The organism is Pseudomonas sp. HMSC066A08 (genome assembly GCF_001813025.1).
In the GTDB taxonomy this organism is placed as follows: Bacteria; Pseudomonadota; Gammaproteobacteria; order Pseudomonadales; family Pseudomonadaceae; genus Pseudomonas; species Pseudomonas aeruginosa.
Window position 1 is genome coordinate 357062 of sequence record NZ_KV811371.1, and the last position, 16527, is coordinate 373588.

The 16527-nt window shown below is 68.6% G+C and carries 20 protein-coding genes; 12 read left to right on the forward strand and 8 right to left on the reverse strand.

Annotated elements, in window-relative coordinates; all coding sequences use genetic code 11:
• On the forward strand, nt 1-542 hold a 542-nt coding region (locus HMPREF2886_RS30185; protein ID WP_049310607.1), incomplete at its 5' end, for an ATP-grasp domain-containing protein.
• Between the two features lie 10 nt (nt 543-552).
• On the opposite strand, the gene HMPREF2886_RS30190 is transcribed toward HMPREF2886_RS30185, so the two are convergent.
• The gene (locus HMPREF2886_RS30190; protein ID WP_070748964.1) at nt 553-2118 is read right to left on the reverse strand and encodes an Orn/Lys/Arg family decarboxylase; all 1566 of its coding nucleotides are present in this window, start codon (nt 2116-2118) and stop codon (nt 553-555) included.
• A gap of 65 nt (nt 2119-2183) precedes the next feature.
• The gene (locus tag HMPREF2886_RS30195; RefSeq protein ID WP_003082787.1) at nt 2184-2876 is read right to left on the reverse strand and encodes a helix-turn-helix transcriptional regulator; all 693 of its coding nucleotides are present in this window, start codon (nt 2874-2876) and stop codon (nt 2184-2186) included.
• 434 nt (nt 2877-3310) lie between these two features.
• Between HMPREF2886_RS30195 and HMPREF2886_RS34755 the strand changes: the two genes are divergently transcribed.
• The 4 genes from HMPREF2886_RS34755 (at nt 3311) to HMPREF2886_RS30215 (ending at nt 6341) form a co-directional block, all read left to right on the forward strand.
• Nucleotides 3311-3649, forward strand: coding sequence for a hypothetical protein (locus tag HMPREF2886_RS34755; RefSeq protein WP_070748966.1), 339 nt, complete (start codon nt 3311-3313; stop codon nt 3647-3649).
• Nucleotides 3650-3831: 182 nt separating this feature from the next.
• Nucleotides 3832-4182, forward strand: a complete 351-nt coding sequence (locus HMPREF2886_RS30205; protein WP_033968994.1) for a YciI family protein — start codon at nt 3832-3834, stop codon at nt 4180-4182.
• Between the two features lie 168 nt (nt 4183-4350).
• Complete coding sequence (locus tag HMPREF2886_RS30210; RefSeq protein WP_033968993.1) at nt 4351-5100, forward strand: DUF899 domain-containing protein; 750 nt, start codon at nt 4351-4353, stop codon at nt 5098-5100.
• A 17-nt stretch (nt 5101-5117) separates the two neighbouring features.
• A complete protein-coding gene (locus tag HMPREF2886_RS30215; protein WP_033976798.1) occupies nt 5118-6341 on the forward strand; it encodes an RNA polymerase sigma factor in 1224 nt (407 codons plus the stop codon).
• 7 nt (nt 6342-6348) lie between these two features.
• Here the strand turns inward: HMPREF2886_RS30215 and HMPREF2886_RS30220 are convergent, their stop codons facing one another.
• The 3 genes from HMPREF2886_RS30220 to HMPREF2886_RS30230 form a co-directional block, all read right to left on the reverse strand.
• Nucleotides 6349-7560, reverse strand: a complete 1212-nt coding sequence (locus HMPREF2886_RS30220) for an MFS transporter (RefSeq protein ID WP_070748968.1) — start codon at nt 7558-7560, stop codon at nt 6349-6351.
• A 168-nt stretch (nt 7561-7728) separates the two neighbouring features.
• A complete protein-coding gene (locus tag HMPREF2886_RS30225; RefSeq protein ID WP_033968989.1) occupies nt 7729-8142 on the reverse strand; it encodes a VOC family protein in 414 nt (137 codons plus the stop codon).
• A gap of 36 nt (nt 8143-8178) precedes the next feature.
• Entirely contained in the window at nt 8179-8604 is a 426-nt protein-coding gene (locus HMPREF2886_RS30230; RefSeq protein WP_033968988.1) for a YciI family protein, read from the reverse strand.
• Between the two features lie 258 nt (nt 8605-8862).
• On the opposite strand from HMPREF2886_RS30230, the gene HMPREF2886_RS30235 reads away from it, so the two are divergent.
• The 3 genes from HMPREF2886_RS30235 to HMPREF2886_RS30245 all read left to right on the forward strand — a co-directional run bounded on the left by HMPREF2886_RS30235 (nt 8863) and on the right by HMPREF2886_RS30245 (nt 10797).
• Entirely contained in the window at nt 8863-9132 is a 270-nt protein-coding gene (locus tag HMPREF2886_RS30235; protein ID WP_033968986.1) for a MoaD/ThiS family protein, read from the forward strand.
• 22 nt (nt 9133-9154) lie between these two features.
• Nucleotides 9155-10252, forward strand: a complete 1098-nt coding sequence (locus HMPREF2886_RS30240; RefSeq protein ID WP_070748970.1) for a WD40/YVTN/BNR-like repeat-containing protein — start codon at nt 9155-9157, stop codon at nt 10250-10252.
• Between the two features lie 68 nt (nt 10253-10320).
• A complete protein-coding gene (locus HMPREF2886_RS30245) occupies nt 10321-10797 on the forward strand; it encodes a YbaK/EbsC family protein (protein ID WP_033968982.1) in 477 nt (158 codons plus the stop codon).
• 15 nt (nt 10798-10812) lie between these two features.
• Here the strand turns inward: HMPREF2886_RS30245 and HMPREF2886_RS30250 are convergent, their stop codons facing one another.
• Together HMPREF2886_RS30250 and HMPREF2886_RS30255 are read right to left on the reverse strand one after the other, a co-directional pair.
• Entirely contained in the window at nt 10813-11211 is a 399-nt protein-coding gene (locus tag HMPREF2886_RS30250; protein WP_003109594.1) for a VOC family protein, read from the reverse strand.
• Nucleotides 11212-11248: 37 nt separating this feature from the next.
• Entirely contained in the window at nt 11249-11899 is a 651-nt protein-coding gene (locus tag HMPREF2886_RS30255) for a helix-turn-helix domain-containing protein (protein WP_003082844.1), read from the reverse strand.
• On the opposite strand from HMPREF2886_RS30255, the gene rhtA reads away from it, so the two are divergent.
• Nucleotides 11898-12791, forward strand: coding sequence for a threonine/homoserine exporter RhtA (rhtA, locus tag HMPREF2886_RS30260; protein WP_023106893.1), 894 nt, complete (start codon nt 11898-11900; stop codon nt 12789-12791). The two genes, HMPREF2886_RS30255 and rhtA, sit on opposite strands and share 2 nt — an antisense overlap.
• Here the strand turns inward: rhtA and pmpM are convergent.
• Entirely contained in the window at nt 12774-14207 is a 1434-nt protein-coding gene (gene pmpM / locus HMPREF2886_RS30265; protein WP_003140343.1) for a proton-coupled multidrug efflux MATE transporter PmpM, read from the reverse strand. The two genes, rhtA and pmpM, sit on opposite strands and share 18 nt — an antisense overlap.
• Nucleotides 14208-14563: 356 nt before the next feature.
• On the opposite strand from pmpM, the gene HMPREF2886_RS30270 reads away from it, so the two are divergent.
• The 3 genes from HMPREF2886_RS30270 to HMPREF2886_RS30280 all read left to right on the forward strand — a co-directional run bounded on the left by HMPREF2886_RS30270 (nt 14564) and on the right by HMPREF2886_RS30280 (nt 16479).
• Entirely contained in the window at nt 14564-14887 is a 324-nt protein-coding gene (locus HMPREF2886_RS30270; protein ID WP_003082848.1) for a hypothetical protein, read from the forward strand.
• 228 nt (nt 14888-15115) lie between these two features.
• On the forward strand, nt 15116-15640 hold the full coding sequence (locus tag HMPREF2886_RS30275; protein ID WP_003086922.1) for an RNA polymerase sigma factor: 525 nt from the start codon (nt 15116-15118) through the stop codon (nt 15638-15640).
• Nucleotides 15637-16479 (forward strand): FecR family protein, encoded by an 843-nt coding sequence (locus HMPREF2886_RS30280; protein WP_003145219.1) that lies wholly within the window; start codon nt 15637-15639, stop codon nt 16477-16479. The genes HMPREF2886_RS30275 and HMPREF2886_RS30280 overlap by 4 nt, the downstream gene beginning before the upstream one ends.
• Nucleotides 16480-16527: the final 48 nt, after the last annotated feature.

Sequence of the window (16527 nt, forward strand, 5' to 3'; positions counted from 1 at the left end):
GCCTGGGCTTCCCGCTGGTGCTGAAGATTCCCGATGGCTGCTTCTCCCGTGGCGTGGTCAAGGTCAACGACGACAGCGAACTGCTGGCGGCGGCGAGCGAGTTGTTCGAGCGCTCGGTCCTGTTGCTGGCCCAGGAGTTCTTCTACACCGAGTACGACTGGCGCATCGGCGTGCTCGACCGCCAACCGCTGTACGCCTGCCAGTACTTCATGTCGCGCGGCCACTGGCAGATCTACAACCACAAGGCCGACGGCCAGGACGTCAACGGCGAGTGCCGCGCCGTGCCGCTGGAGCAGGTGCCGCCGGCGGTGCTGGAGCTGGCCCTGGAGGCCGCCGGGCGGATCGGCGACGGCCTCTACGGGGTGGACCTGAAGCAGGCCGGCGACAAGGTGCTGGTCATCGAGGTCAACGACAACCCGAATATCGACGCCGGCATCGAGGACGGCCAGCTCGGCGACGAACTCTACCGGCGCATCCTCCAGGCCTTCGTCCAGCGCCTGGAACTCAAGCACCGTGGCCAGTTGAGCAAGGCGCTGCGCTGAACGGCGCGCTTCAGTCCGGCCGGCGCGTGGCCAGGCGCAGGCCGGAGCCGCGGGCGAGGGCGGCCGGCCTGACGCAACGGATCCGGTAGCGACCGCGCTCGTCGATCTCGATGCCCTGCAACTCGGGAGCGAAACCGGGAAAGTGCTCACCGAAGGCCTGCAAGGCCAGCAGGTAGTCGATCAGCGCCGGCGATTCCTCGGCCACCCGTTCGCCGGGCAACAGTAGCGGAGTGGCCGCCGGATGGACGCCGACCAGGCTGGCGACCACACGGCCGCCGAGCCTGTCGATCGCCACCGCTTCGGTTTCGTCCCTGACCAGGTGGCCATAGACCGTGGCCGGCGCCAGCGCGGCGTGGCCGGCAGCCCTGGCGGCGGCGTCGGCGAGGGCGGTCAGGTGCAGCCGCAGGCTGGCCTCGTGGATCATCGCGCAGAGTTCGCGCAGGCCGATGTAGCGGTACAGCGGCGAGCTATCGAGGAGCTCCGGCAACACCTGCTTCAGCGGCGCATCGTCGTCGTGCCGGCGCTTGAATTCGCAGAGCCTGTCCACCAGCGGCTGCGCGTGTTCCGCCCTGGCGCCCCGGGGAAACAGCAGCAGGAAGCGATAGTCGCCGGTGCGCAGCGGCGCGATGCCGTGCCGGCGCAGGTAGCGGCAGACCACCGCGGCGGGTACTCCGAAGCTGGCCGGGCGACCGCGCGAATCGAGGCCGGGAGCGCTCAGGGCGACGCGCAGGGGGGCCAGCCGAGGACTGCTGTCGAGCGTGTCGGCGAGCCCGTGCCAGCGCTTCGCCGGCGTCTCCCGGCCGGCCTCGATGCCAGGCCCCGGGTTGCCCCGGAGTATCTCGAAGAACCACGTATCGCCATCCTCCCTGGCGAGCCGCGCGGCGGCTTCCCAGAGCGCCCGGCGAAAGGCCTCGGCGATGTCGCCGGCGTGCGCCGCCGAGGCTCCCGCGGACGTCTCGCGGTAGGCCGTGGAGAGGTCGTTCAGCGGCGTCGCCAGGCGCTCCGTGGTGCTCCCCGAGCCGATCCGCCACTGCTTGGCCGGCGCCAGGTCGAGGCGTGCGCGGCCGTTATAGCGGGCACTCACCGGCGTGCGCGGGACGGGCGGGGCATAGTCGCGCAGCCGCCTGGGGCCCGCCGGGTCGCGCCATTCGCGCAGGTCGCTGTCGATGCGCTCGGCGATGAAGCGTGCGGGGCCGGCGGCCAGGTTGAAGCATCCCTGGACCTCGTCCAGTAGCCGGCTGGACAACTGTTCGATGCGCAGTTGACGAAACAACAGGAACAGCGGAATGGACGGTGCGACCTGGCGGAGTTCATCGAGGGCCGCCAATTGTGCGGCCTCGTTCTCGCCTGTCGGCTCCGCGACGAGCAGGAGGATGCCGGCGGGGTGCGCGGCGTTGCCGAGAAAATCCAGGGCGACCTTGCGGCTTGGCGCCTGGAAGAGTCGATAGCCGCGTATTTCCAGTTGTCGACAAAGCTCGGAAAGACGATTCGCATCATTGGCCGCGTTTATGTTGGAAGTGACGAGTATTGAATGACGCGAAGGATTGTTTCGAGGCATGCTGTTGTCCTTGTCCATTCGAACCGCTCGGTTTCGCCGGCAAAAGCGTCGCCCGGCACGCCGAAGGCTCTCGCGAGGCGCGACTAGTGATTGATGATGTACTTGGCGCTGGCGAAGGTCGGTGGGATATAGAAGTTCCACTTCTTTTGCCGGGCGAGTGCCTTGAAGGCGCCGATGCAACTGCAACCGACCTTCTGGAAGATGTTGCTCTTGTGAAACTTGACGGTACTCAGGGAGCGGCTGATCTGTTCGGCTATTTCTTTTTCCGAGAGACCGGAAAGCAGCAGGTAGATCACGTCCCATTCGCGCGAGGTGAACAACTCCGAGGGAGGCGTGAAGGTGAAGGTACCGATGCCGTCGGTGGCGATGAAGCCGCGCGGGGCGACCGAGGTCAGGGTCTTGGCATGGGCGATCACCCCGGTGCGGTTGCCGCGCCGGTCATACAGCGGCATGCGCTCGAAGTACAGGCAGCAGGGCGCCGGATGGTCGTCCGGCCTGAGCAGCGCCAGGGCCTCGATGCGCTTGCCGGTCTGGATGACCAGCTTGTCGTGCTCTTCGATGCTGGCACTGAAGGGGGACAGCAGGGAGTTTTTCTGGCCGAACCGCGGGGTGATCAGTTCGGTATAGCGACGATTGACATAGACGAAGTTGAGACAGTTGTCTTTCACACTCCAGGCCTCTTCGCTCTGCTCCCAGGAAATGATCAGTTCGATGGGAATGTGCACCGACATGTGGTGAGTCATGTCCAGCAGCTTTTCGATATCCAATAGCGTCATTGGCTACTCCACTCATTTACATGTGGGCGGGTCTTTGAATGGAAGAAAGATGGCGAGGCGAGTGCGTGCCGGGATGTTCGTTGGGTCCTGCGGAAGTTTCTCTGGCAAGTGCTATCTTCTTTTCGGTGGCGTTCGACTCCTGCGTCTGCGAAGTGTTACCGGAGCAACTACGCCGGGGCGCAATTCGATTTCAGGTTATATCCGCGACCTCATGTCCAGGCTGTACTTTTGATCGAGTTTTTTTGCGCTGTTCTAATAGGGGACGGGCGCGTTGTTCGAAAAGTCGATTGACAGTTGACGGAGGTGGCCAGGGTCCTATCGAACAATTCCAGGAATTCCCTTTTTCCAATGCGCGATGCCGCCGGTCCGTAGTTCGCTCGCCGGGGCCGTTGCGCGGCTATGGTGGAAGTCCCGAGGCCTATCGAGGCTTTGTCATGTCGCGTGTGCTTTTCCTGCTCCTGGCCATGGTGCTCGCCGGCCTGGGCCAACCGACCCTCGCCGCGCCCCTGCCGGAGGAGCTGCCGGCAGCGTTGCCCGCCGCGCCGCCGGTCGCGCCGTTGCCCATGGGCAGCGCGCCACAGCCGCAACCGGATGCCGCCGGGCCGGACCTGCCGGGCAGCGACGCGGCCAGTGCCGATGGCGAGGCGACGACCAAGGACGGCTTGAAGATCGGCAACGGCAGTCTCCGCCTGCGCCAGGACGATCCCGGGCCGACCCGGGAAAGCCCGCTGCGCGATCCCCGCCTGAATCCCTACGCACCGCGCCAGCCCTGACCGACGGCCCGCACCCGGTGGCCGGGCGGGTCTAGGCTTGTGCTGCGGTCGGCGGCGTTCCACGGCGAGCGCCGACCGTTCGTCCGCGCCGCGGGCTTTTTTCCCCGCCGCTGTCGAAAGGCGCCCCCGCCGGGCGACTACCGAACGAACGGATCGTCGATCCGCACCAGGAGCCCACCGCCATGAAATACCTCTGCCTGATCTATTTCGACGAAGCGAAGCTGGCCGCCGTGCCGGCCGAGGAGCTTGCCGCCATCGTCGACGAGTGCATGACCTACACCGACCAGTTGGGCAAGGCCGGCCACTACATCGCCTCGCACGCCCTGCAGTCGGTGCAGACCGCCACCACCCTGCGCCACCAGGGCGGGCGGCTGGCGATGACCGACGGGCCGTTCGCCGAGACCAAGGAGCAACTCGGCGGCTTCTACCTGATCGAGGCGCGCGACCTCAACCAGGCCCTGCAGATCGCCGCGAAGATTCCGCCGGGACGGCTCGGCTGCGTCGAGGTGCGACCAGTCAGGGAATGGGAGTGAGGGCGCCCGGCGCCGGAGGTGAAGCATGTGCCCCCTTTGCCTCGCATCCCTGTCCCTGCTGTGCGCCGGCGGCGCTTCGCTGGCCGGCCTCGCTCTGGCGACCGGGCGCCGTCGCCGGAACGACCCCGGGCAGGCTGGAAAACCGAGAATTTCCGTGGAGAATCGGCAATGAATCCTTCCTTGCAGGAACACCCGGTGAGCAGCCGGGAACAATGGCTGGACGCCCGTCGTCGCCTCCTGGCGCGGGAAAAACAACTCACCCGCCTGCGCGACCAGGTCGCCGCCGAGCGACGCGAACTGCCCTGGGTCAGGGTGGACAAGGACTACCGCTTCCAGGGCGAGCGCGGCGAGCGTTCTCTGGCCGAGTTGTTCGGCGGTAATAGCCAGCTAATCGTCTACCACTTCATGTTCGCGCCGGGCTGGAGCGAAGGCTGCGTCGGCTGTTCGTTCCTCGCCGACCACATCGACGGCGCCAACCGGCACCTGGCGCACCACGACGTCAGCCTGGTGGCGGTATCGCGCGCGCCCCTGGAAGAGTTCCAGGCGTTCCGCCGGCGCATGGGCTGGCGTTTCGACTGGTACTCCTCGTACGGCAGCGATTTCAACCGTGACTTCGGGGTGTCCTTCGACAAGGCGCAACTGGCCGCCGGCAGCGTCGACTACAACTACCGGCCGACCCCCGACGCCGGCGAGGAAATGCCGGGTGCCAGCGTATTCCTGCGCAATCCGGCGGGCGAGGTGTTCCACACCTATTCGGCCTATGCGCGCGGCCTCGACATCCTGCTCACCACCTACAACTTCCTCGACCTGACGCCCAGGGGGCGCAACGAGGACGTGATCATGGACTGGCTGCGTCACCACGACCGCTACGACGAGGCGCCGAAAAGCGCCTGCTGCCATGCGCAGGCCAGCCATTGAGGGAGCACGGCGAGCCGTTGCGCAGCCGCATCGAGGCGCTGTACCGCGAGGAGTCGCGGCGCGTGCTGGCGACCCTGATCCGCCTGCTCGGTGATTTCGAGCTGGCCGAGGAGGCCTTGCACGACGCCTTCATCGCCGCCGTCGAGCAGTGGCCGCGCGACGGTATCCCGCGTAACCCGCGCGCCTGGCTGGTTTCCGCTGGGCGCTTCAAGGCCATCGACAACCTGCGCCGGCGCGCGCGCTTCGACGCCTCGCAGCGGCTGCTCGCCGAGCAACTGGAAGAGCAGGCCGAGGCGCCGGCGGAGGAGGGCGACGCGGTGGAAGACGACCGGCTGCGCCTGATCTTCACCTGCTGCCACCCGGCGCTGACCCCCGAGGCACAGGTGGCGCTGACCCTGCGCGAGGTCTGCGACCTGCGCACCGAGGAGATCGCCCGCGCCTTCCTCGCCGCGCCGAGCGCCATCGCCCAACGTATCGTGCGGGCCAAGAACAAGATCCGCGAGGCCCGGATTCCCTACCAGGTACCGACCCTGGAGGAACTCCCCGAGCGGCTGGGCAACGTCCTGCAAGTGATCTACCTGGTGTTCAACGAGGGCTACTCGGCCTCCACCGGCGCCAGCCTGACCCGCGCCGACCTCAGCGGCGAGGCGATCCGCGTCGGCCGCCTGCTGGTCGAGCTGCTGCCCGACCCCGAGGCTCTCGGCCTGCTCGCCCTGATGTTGCTGCACGATTCGCGGCGCCAGGCGCGGACCTCGGCCAGCGGCGAACTGGTGCGGCTCGACGAGCAGGACCGTGCGTTGTGGGATCGTGGACTGATCGTCGAGGGACTCGGCCTGGTCGAGCGGGCCCTGGCCAGCCGCCGCGTCGGGCCCTACACCCTGCAGGCGGCCATCGTCGCGGTGCACGCCCAGGCGCCGCGCGCCGAGGACACCGACTGGGCACGGATCGTCGCCCTCTACGACGCACTGCTGCGCCTGGCGCCGTCGCCGGTGATCGAACTCAACCGCGCCGTGGCCCTGGCCATGCGCGATGGCGTCGAGGTCGGGCTGGCCGCGGTCGATGCGTTGCTGGCGCGGGGTGAACTGGCCGATTACCACCTGGCGCACTCGGCGCGCGCCGACTTCTGCCGCCGTCTCGGTCGCCGCCGCGAGGCCCGCGAGGCCTACCGCGCGGCGCTGGCCCTGGCGCGCCAGGAGCCGGAGCGGCGCTTCATCGAGCAGCGCCTGCGCGAACTCGATTGAAGCCGACTCAGGCGCCGTTGGCGCAGGCCGTACGCGCTTCGCCGCCAACGCCGCGGGTGAACCACCAGAACGCCAGGGCCGCCAGGCTGATCGCCGCGCCGAGCAGGCTCACCGCGTCCCAGCCGGCCCAGGCGTACAGGGCGGTGCCGGCGCTGGCGCCGAGGCCGCTGCCGGCGGCGTAGAACAGCATGTAGCAGCCCACCAGGCGGCTGTGGGCGCGCGGGTCGATGGCGAAGACCAGGCTCTGGTTGAGCACATGGATCGCCTGGCCGGCGAGATCGAGCAGCAGCACGCCGAGAATCAGCGCCGCCAGCGAATGCGCGCCGAGGGCGAGCGGCAGCCAGGACAGCAGCAACAGCAGCAGGGCGCCGCCGCTGAGCGCCTGGGCGTGGCCGCGATCGGCCAGGCTGCCGGCCCGTGCCGCGCCCAGCGCGCCGAGCGCGCCGACCAGGCCGAAGGCGCCGATGGCGCTGTGCGACAGCGAATACGGCGGCGCGCCGAGCAGCAATACCAGGCTGCTCCAGAACACCCCGAAGGCGGCAAACATCAACAGCCCGAGCAGGCCGCGCACCTGCAGCACGCGCTGGCTCGCCAGCAGGCCGAACATGGAGCCGAGCAGTTGCCGGTAGGACAGCCCCAGCTCGTTGCTCGGCGCCGTCGGCAGTACCCGCCAGAGCAGCAGGCCGAGCCCGCCCATGCTCGCTGCCGAGACCAGGTAGACGCTGCGCCAGCCGCCGAGGTCAGCGAGCAGCCCGGCCAGGCTGCGCGCCAGCAGCAGGCCGATCACCACGCCGCCCTGCGCCGCGCCGACCACCCGCCCGCGCTCGCCAGGCGCCGCCAGCGCCGCGGCGTAGGCCAGCAGTCCCTGGGTCATGGCGGTGCCGAGCAGGCCCAGTCCGAGCAGCCCCAGCGCCAGGCCGAAGGTATCGCCGGCGAAGCCCACCAGCAGCAGCGACAGCACCAGCAGCAGGAGCTGGACGAACATCAGCCGGCGCCGCTCCAGCAGGTCGCCCAGCGGCACCACCAGCAGCAGCGCCAGGGCGCAACCGGCCTGGGTCGCGCCGAACAGCAGGCCGACCCCGGCCTGGCCAATGGCGAACTCGTCGCCGAGGGCGTCCAGCAGCGGCTGGGCGTAATAGACGTTGGCCACGCTGAGACCACAGGCGACGGCGAACAGCAGGACCAGCGCGGAGGGGAGGGAGGATGGCGAGGATGGCATGCGAAGCGCTCCGTAAGGTTTCAATATGAAACTAAATCGGAGGCTAGGAATTTTGGTTTCAAAATGCAACCTAAATTATCGCAACAGTGCGTCCATCGATAGTGACTCGCGCACAGCGGAACGCGGGCCCGCCGCCGATCTACCTGGCGGCGGGCCGCGCAGCGGACGCTACCGGTCCTGCTCGCAGTTGACCATCCAGGCCACGCCGAAGCGGTCGGTGAACATGCCGAAGCTCGCCGCCCAGAAGGTCGGGCCCAGCGGCATCTGGACCGAGCCGCCCTCGGCGAGGGCGTTGAACAGGCGCTCGGCCTCGGCCTTGCTGTCGACGTTGAGGCTGATGGAACAGCCCTTGATGCCTTCGTAGGGATAGGCCGGGTGATTGTCCGAGGCCATCAGGGCGAAGCTGCCGACCACCAGCCGTGCGTGCATGATCTTGTCTTTCCAGCCGGCCGGGATGTCGCCGCACTCGGGGCTATCGCCGAACGGCAGCATGGCCTCCAGGGTACCGCCCAGGTGCTGGTGGTAGCAGGTGAAGGCCTCCCGGCAATTACCGTTGAAGATCAGGTAGGGGGCGATTTGCATGGCGCTTTCCTCGTTCTTGGCGGAGTGCGGGGCGGTTCAGTTGCGTTTTTCCAGTTCGGCGCGCAGGCGCTCCTCGCGCTCGCGCAGTTCCGGGGTGAACTCCTCGCCGAAGTCCTCGGCCTCGAAAACCTGGCGGATTTCGATCTCGGATTCGCCGTCGAATGGGTTCGGGCATCGCTTGACCCATTCGACGGCCTCTTCCAGGGAGGCCACCTGGAACATCCAGAAACCGGCGATCAGCTCGCGGGTCTCGGCGAAGGGGCCGTCGATCACCGTTCGCGCGTTGCCGGAGAAACGCACCCGGGCGCCCTTGGCGCTGGGCTGTAGCCCTTCGCCGGCGAGCATCACCCCGGCCTTGACCAGTTCCTCGTTGTAGCGGCCCATCGCCGCGAGCAGTTCCTCGCTGGGCATCTCGCCGGCTTCGGAAGCCTGGGTGGCCTTGACGATCACCATGAATCTCATCTGCGTTCTCCTTGTTGTTCTGCGCAATGACGGCCCGTTCTGGCCCGCCTCCCGAACTGGTCGAACGGCGGGCCGGCGGATCGACAGGCGACGGCGGTTTTTTCGCTGGCCGGGGCAGTATAGGAGGCCCGCGCCGAGTGGCCGGGATGGCCGACGAGCGTCGCTGCGGAGCTTTCCGACCGCTGGGCGGGCCGCGCCAGCCGTGGCCTGCAGGGCTTCTACACTGTTCCAGCAGAGCCATTTTTCGCGAGCCTCCGCATGCCCCGTATCGTCTTCGCCCCGGCCATCCAGCGGCACGTCGCCATGCCCGCGCTGGACGTCGGCGCCGCCACCGTCTCCGCCGCCTTGCAGGCGGCCTTCGCCCGCGAGCCGCGCCTGCGCGGCTACCTGCTCGACGACCAGGGCAGCTTGCGCCGGCATGTGGCGCTGTTCGTCGATGGCGTGCAGGTCCGTGATCGCCGGGGATTGGGCGATCCGCTCCAGGACGATAGCGAGATCTACGTGGTGCAGGCGCTGAGCGGCGGTTGACCATGACAGAGGAGGACATCCGGTGAGCGAGCGACTCTATGTCGGCACCCGCAAGGGCCTGTTCGAGTTGCGGCGCAACGCGGCGGGCCGGTGGCTGCCGATGGCCAGCCACTTCCTCGGCGAGCCGCTGAGCATGCTCCTCGCCGACCCGCGCGACGGCGCGCTCTACGCGGCGCTGAACCTCGGCCACTTCGGCGTCAAGCTGTGGCGTCGCGACGCCGGCGCGACGGACTGGATGGAATGCGCGGTGCCGGTCTATCCGCCGCAGCCGCCGGCAGCCGCAGGGCAGGCGGCGGAGCCGTCCTGGTCGTTGCAGCAATTGTGGATCCTCGAGCCAGGCGGCGCCGACCGGCCCGGCACGCTGTGGGCCGGGACCATCCCCGGCGGCCTGTTCCGTTCCGACGACCGTGGCGCCAGCTGGCGCCTCAACCGCGAACTCTGGGAGCGACCCGAACGCGCCCAGTGGTTCGGCGGCGGCTACGACCATCCCGGCATCCATTCCATCTGCGTCGACCCACGCGACAGCCGCCACCTCACCGTCGCGGTGTCCTGCGGCGGCGTCTGGCAGAGCCACGACGACGGCCGCAGCTGGACCTGCACCACCAGAGGCATGCGCGCCGACTACATGCCGCCGGAGCAGAGCGAGGAGGCGGCGATCCAGGACCCGCACCGCCTGGTGCAGTGCCAGGCGCGCCCGGAGTTCCTCTGGGTACAGCACCACAACGGCATCTTCCGTTCCCGCGACGGCGGCCTGCATTGGCAGGGCGTGGTCGCCGAGCCGTCCAGCTTCGGCTTCGCCGTCGCCGTGCATCCGCGGCAGCCGGACACGGCCTGGTTCGTCCCGGCGACCAAGGATGAATGCCGAATTCCCAGGGACGCCCGTTTCGTGGTCACCCGCACCCGCGACGGCGGACGCAGTTTCGAGACCCTCGAGCGCGGCCTGCCCGACGGCCCGGCCTACGACCTGGTCTACCGCCACGGCCTGGACATCGACCCCAGCGGCGAGCGCCTGGCCATGGGCTCGACCACCGGCGGCCTGTGGCTCAGCGAGAACGGCGGGGAGGACTGGCGGCAGCTCTCCGCCAACCTGCCGCCGATCTACTGCGTGCGCTTCGCCTGAGCGCGCGGCGCTGGACAGCCTCGGCGCGCTTGCATAAGTTCGTGGGTTTTCGCCAAGGAGCCCACCCCATGAGCCTCGAATCCGTCCGGCGGTTCTTCGCCGAGAAAGCCCCGGACCTGCGCATCATCGAGCTGGAAACCAGCACCGCCACCGTCGCCCTGGCCGCCGAGGCCCATGGCGTGGAGCCGGGGCGCATCGCCAAGACCCTGTCGCTGCGGGTCGGCGAGCGCACCGTACTGGTAGTGGCGCGCGGCGACGCGCGGCTGGACAACCGCAAGATCAAGGCCGCCTTCGGCGGCAAGGCGAAGATGCTCGGCGCCGAGGAAGTGGTCGAGCTGACCGGGCACCCGGTCGGCGGAGTCTGCCCGTTCGGCCTGGCGACGCCGCTGGCGGTGTACTGCGACGTCTCGCTGCAAGCCTTCGACGAAGTGCTGCCGGCCGCCGGGGCGGTGCACAGCGCGGTCCGCATCGCCCCGCAACGGATGGCCGAGCTGGTGGATGCGCAGTGGGTCGATGTGTGCCAGGAAGTCCTCCAGGAAGCCTGACGGCAACTGCCGGGCTCAGGCCAGGTTGAGCTGCCAGGACACCCCGAAGCGGTCGGCCAGCCAGGCGAAACGCTGGCTGAAGCCGTAGTCGCCGAGCGGCATCAGGGCCTTGCCGCCGTCGCCCAGGGCCTCGGCCAGGCGCTCGATCTGCGCGTTGCTCTCGCAGTCGACGAAGAAGGAGAACGCCGGGGTGAAATCGAAGGCGTGCCGCACATGGCTGTCGATGCAATGCACGCTCTGGTCGCCGAGGCGGAACAGCGCCTTCAGCACCGAGCCCTCCGGGCCCGGCCCCTCGGCGCCGTAGCGCTGGATCTGGAGGATCTCGGCGTCGTCGAACAGCGACAGGTAGAAGTTCATGGCCGCCTCGGCCTGGACCCCCTGGAACATCAGGAAGGGGCGTACGCGTGCGCTCATCGCGGTCTCCTCTGGAAGGCTGGCTCGAGGCTAGAGCCTAGCTCACCACGTTGCGGGTGAAACGCACCACCTCGTCGCCGTCGTTGACGTAGGCGTACGGCTGGTCGCTGGCGAAGGCATGGAAGTCGCCGGCCTCGATGCGCCGTTCGCCGTCGGCCAGTTCCAGGCGCAGGCGACCTTCGATGACCAGAACCATCTCCCGCCAGCCGGCGGCGTCGGGTTCCGATACGTAGCGCTCGCCCGGTCCCAGCGACCAGGCCCAGAGTTCCACCTCGCGCCGCGCCGGCGCGCTGGCGAGGAGGGTGGCGCGGCTCTCGGGGTGGTGGCCGACCCAGGCCACCGCATTGATCCGCGAGCGGTCGGTGGCCGGTGCCTGGACCAGGTCGGGGAAGAGCACGCCGAGGGCGGCGGCGATACGGTCGAGGGTCGACAGGCTGACATTGACGTCGCCGCTCTCGATGCCCACCAGCATCCGCCGGCTGACACTGGCCGCGCGAGCCAGCGCTTCCTGGCTGAGACCGGCTTGCAGGCGCAGGCGGCGGACGTTGCCGGAGACATGTTCGAGGACGCTGGGGCGTTCGGTAGGGTTGGGCAATATATTGCTCACTGTCGCGGTTTTGCGCATTATAGTGCACATCCCGTTTCCCGCAGTCCATCGGGCTGCTTCCCACTGCCGGACCTCTTCCATGACCTCCACCTCCCGCGGCCTCGCCGGAACGCTGTTGCCGGTCGGCCTGCTATTGATCGCCATGGCCTCGATCCAGAGCGGCGCCTCCCTGGCGAAAAGCATGTTCCCCCTGGTCGGCGCCCAGGGCACCACGGCCCTGCGGCTGTTCTTCGCCGCGCTGATCCTGCTGCTGTTCCTGCGCCCCTGGCGCAAGCGCCTGAGCCTGCAATCGCTGCGCTCGGTGGTGGTCTACGGCATCGCCCTGGGCGGCATGAACCTGCTGTTCTATCTCTCGGTGCGCACCGTGCCGCTGGGCATCGCGGTGGCCCTGGAGTTCACCGGGCCGCTGCTGGTGGCGATCCTCTCCTCGCGGCGCCTGCTGGACTTCCTCTGGATCGGCCTGGCGGTGTTCGGCATCTGGCTGTTGCTGCCGCTGGGCAACAGCGCCGAGCCGCTCGACCTGGTCGGCGCCGCCTATGCCCTCGGTGCCGGCGTGTGCTGGGCGTTGTACATCCTCTTCGGCCAGCGCGCCGGCGCCGACCATGGCGCCCAGGGCGCCGCGCTGGGGGTGCTGGTGGCGGCGATCCTGGTGGTGCCGATCGGCGTCGCCCACGCCGGCGCCGACCTCCTCGACCCGGCGCTGATCCCGTTGGCGCTGGGCGTCGCGGTGCTCTCCACGGCCTTGCCCTACACCCTGGAAATGGTCGCGCTGACCCGCCTGCCGGCGCGCACCTTCGGCACCCTGATGAGCATCGAGCCGGCCTTCGGCGCGCTCTCCGGGCTGCTGTTCCTCGGCGAGCGGCTGAGCCCGACCCAGTGGCTGGCCATCGGCGCGATCATCCTCGCCTCGGTCGGCACTACCCTCAGCGTCAAGTCGCGTGGCGCCGCCCCGGCGCTACCGGCCAAGGACTGAGGCGGCCGCCGCGTCCTCCCGTTGCAGGCGCTCGTGCTGGCGGATGAAGCGCCGCGCGCTGCGCGCCAGGCGGATGCAGAGCATGATCGCCGCGCCGGTCAGGCCCACCACCAGGCCCTGCCACAGGCCGCGCGGTCCGGTGGGCTCCTGGAACCAGTCGGTGAGGCCGAGGCTGTAGCCCACCGGCAGGCCGATGCCCCAGTAGGCGAACAGGGTCATGATCATCGTCACCCGGGTGTCCTGGTAGCCGCGCAGGGCCCCGGCGGCGGTGACCTGCAAGGCGTCGGAGAACTGGAACAACGCGGAGAACACGATCAGCGAGGCGGCGATGGCGATCACCGCCGGGTCCGGCGAATACATCGCGGCGATCTGCTCGCGCAGCAACAACATCAGGCTCGCCGAGACGCAGGCGTAGCCCAGCGCCGCGGCCATCCCCACGCCGGCGGCGAAGCGCGCGTCGCGCGGCAGGCCGGCGCCGAGGTTGTGGCCGACCCGCACGGTCACCGCCATCCCCAGCGAATAGGGAATCATGAACACCAGCGCGCTGAAGTTCAGGGCGATCTGGTGGCCGGCCACCACGTTCTCGTCGAGCCCGCCGATCAGCAGGGCGATCACCGAGAAGATGCTCGACTCGGCGAACACCGCAATGCCGATCGGCAGGCCGACCGCCACCAGCGGGCCGATGGTCGCGCGATCCGGCCACTCCCAGCGCGAAAACAACTGGCTGGCGCGGTAGATGGAAGCCTTGTTCACCCAGAACAGCATGCCGAGGAACATGAACCACATCACCGAGCCGGTGGCCCAGCCGCAGCCGGGGCCGCCCATCTTCGGCATGCCGAAGTGGCCGTAGATCAGCGCGTAGTTGATCGGGATGTTCAGCAGCAGCCCGCCGATCCCCAGCACCATGCTCGGCCGGGTCCGTCCCAGGCCGTTGGTGTAGCAACGCAGTACGTGATACAGCGCCGCCGCCGGGAAGCCCAGGGCGATGCCCTTGAGGTACAGCAGGCTCGGCCCGATCAGTTCCGGGCGCACTTTCATCAAGCCGAGGATCGGCTCCGACAACCACCACAGCACCGCCCCCGACAGCGGTCCGATCAGCAGCGCCAACCACAGCGCCTGGCGCACCAGCGGCCCGGTGCCGGGCTGGTCGCCGGCGCCGTAGCGCTGGGCGACCTTGGCGGTGGTGGCGAGCAGGGTGCCGGTCATCAGCAGGAACATCGGGATCCAGATCGAGTTGCCCAGCGCCACCGCTGCCAGGTCGTGCGGACTGGCGCGCCCGGCCATCACCGCATCGACGAAGCCCATGGCGGTGGTCGCCAGTTGCGCGATCATGATCGGCGCGGCGAGGGTCAGCAGTTCCTTGAGTTCGGCGCGGATGCGCAAGCCACGGGAAAGGGGCAGGGCGGGGCTGTTCACGGCAGTCCTTGTTTGGGCAGGGGAACCGGGTAGTTTACGGGTTGACGGGGTAGTCAGGAAGGGTGTGCAGGGGCGTGCCGGTTGCCCAACCCCGTAGGGCGAATAACCGCCTTGCGGTTATCCGCCGGATACCCGTGACAGCGGCAGATGACATGCCCTGGAAACGCCGGACATCTCCCCCAGACTTTTCCGCAGCCTCTCTCAGACGCCCAGGAATTGGATAAAAAACCAGTAGGAGGAAGATGGAGGGGTCGCCAAGTCCATCTGTTTTCTTGGGGGCAGAAAAGACGCGGGCCGCAGGTGCAGGAACACCTACGACCCGCTAACCAGAGACCAGCTAATCAAGGAGCTGACCCATGGCTAAGGCCGATGATACGTCGAATCCCGCAATAACCGCACAGTCCCCTTCCACCTTCATCCCCCTGCGACGCACCTCGCAATGCAACCAGCACCCCGGCTGCGCCACCCTCTACCTGGACAGCAGCGCAGCCAGCGAAGACCTGTTCGACACCGCCCGTCGCCGGCTGGAGTCGGCGATCGGAACGCTGAGCGTCCTCGATCTGCTCGACGAAACCGAAGAGCCCGGCGAAAGCATCTGCCGCATCACCGGCTCCCTGCTGTCGTTGCTCAGCGACGCCCTGTCGCTGTTCGAGGCGGAATACGCACGCAGACACCGATAACCGACGGAGGCGGTGCCCCCCGGCAAGGCCGGGGGGTTGAGTAGCGGGGCGAAAAGGGGATCCCTCTCCGCCCTGGCTCGGCAGTTGCGCGGTCGGGCGAAAGCCACCTGTCCGCTACGCACGCCAACCCAGGCAATCCCTGGCGATGACCGGTCTTTCATCTGCGACTGTTTCTCATTTACACTCGGCCCCCATTCTTCGGAGCCAGGCTCCTTTCCTGGGTGCATCGTGCCGTTCGATCCCGCCAAGCCGACGCTGTTGTCCACACTGGTTCGTCACTACGAGGAACTGGTCGACCATGTTCGCCGGCGCTTCGGCGACCGGGGCATGGCGCGCGAAGTGGTGCACGACGTGTGCGTGCAGTTGCTCGAACGCGACGAGAAGGAGGACGTGCACACGCCCCTGGCCCTGCTGCGGAAAATCTCCCACGACGCCGCCGTGAGCCGCTATCGTAGCGACCGTCGTCGAACCGCCTGGGTGGAAGCCGTCGCCGAGCTTCCGGAAGTCGCCTGCATGGCGGCGACGCCCATGGGTCGCCATGAGGCCGAGCGCGAGTTCCAGGCACTGGTCGACGCCATCGCCACGCTTCCTCCTCGCTGCCAGGCCGTTTTCGTCATGCACAAGATCCACGAAGTTCCCCAGGCGCAAGTCGCCGACCGGCTCGGCATCTCCGTCAAGACCGTGGAAAAGCACCTGCGCCTCGGACTGGCGGCCTGCCGGGAACGGCTCGGCCGCGGCGAGGCACGGCCATGACCCAGCCCTCGAAACGGAATGGGCAGGTTCCGCTGGACGACGCCCTGGAGCGTCATCGCGACGCGCTGAAGGACCTGTTCCCGCTGCCGCCCTCCCGGCCGAAATCGCGCAAGGCAAGCAAGGCGGCCGGCGTCGCGCTATTGCTGGCGCTGGCCATCGGCGCCCTGGCCTGGCTGGACCCGGCCTACAAGCGCGAGCGCTTCGCCACCGCCATCGGTGAGCGGCGCGACGTGACCCTGGCCGACGGCAGCCAGCTCCTGCTCGACAGTGGCAGCCAGGTCGAGGTCAGTTGGCACCCGCTCAGCCGCCGGGTCGCGTTGCGCGCGGGGCAGGTGCTTTTCGAGGTATCCCCGGCGCGCTATCGGCCCTTCGTGGTGTCCGCGGGTTCGACCGACATCCGCGTGCTCGGCACCCGGTTCAATGTGCGTCGCCTGGACGACGACGTCCGCGTGACCCTGGAGCGCGGCCGGGTGGAGGTCGGCACCTCGGCTACGGCGCAAGCGCCAGTCGTGCTCCTGCCGGGCCAGCAGGTCGATGCCATTGGCGGGCAACTGACGCCGCTGGCCAAGGTCGATGCCGCCACGGCGATGGCCTGGAAAGACGACCGCCTGGTCTTCGAGCGCACGCCCCTGGGCGAAGCCGTCGCGCTGCTGCGCCATTACCGCAAGGCGCCCATTCTCCTGGACGACCCCAGCCTGGCCTCCCTCCGGCTGACCGGCGTCTTCGCCGCGCACAACGCCGACCGGCTGCTCGACCTGCTGCCGAGCATCCTTCCCGTCGCCGTGTCGCGGCAGGAGGACGGCAGCGTCGAGATCCAACGCAAATCGACGCGAAAATAATTCTCGGACGCAGGTAGGGTTTCCCGCGCACCGTGGCGGCTATCCAGG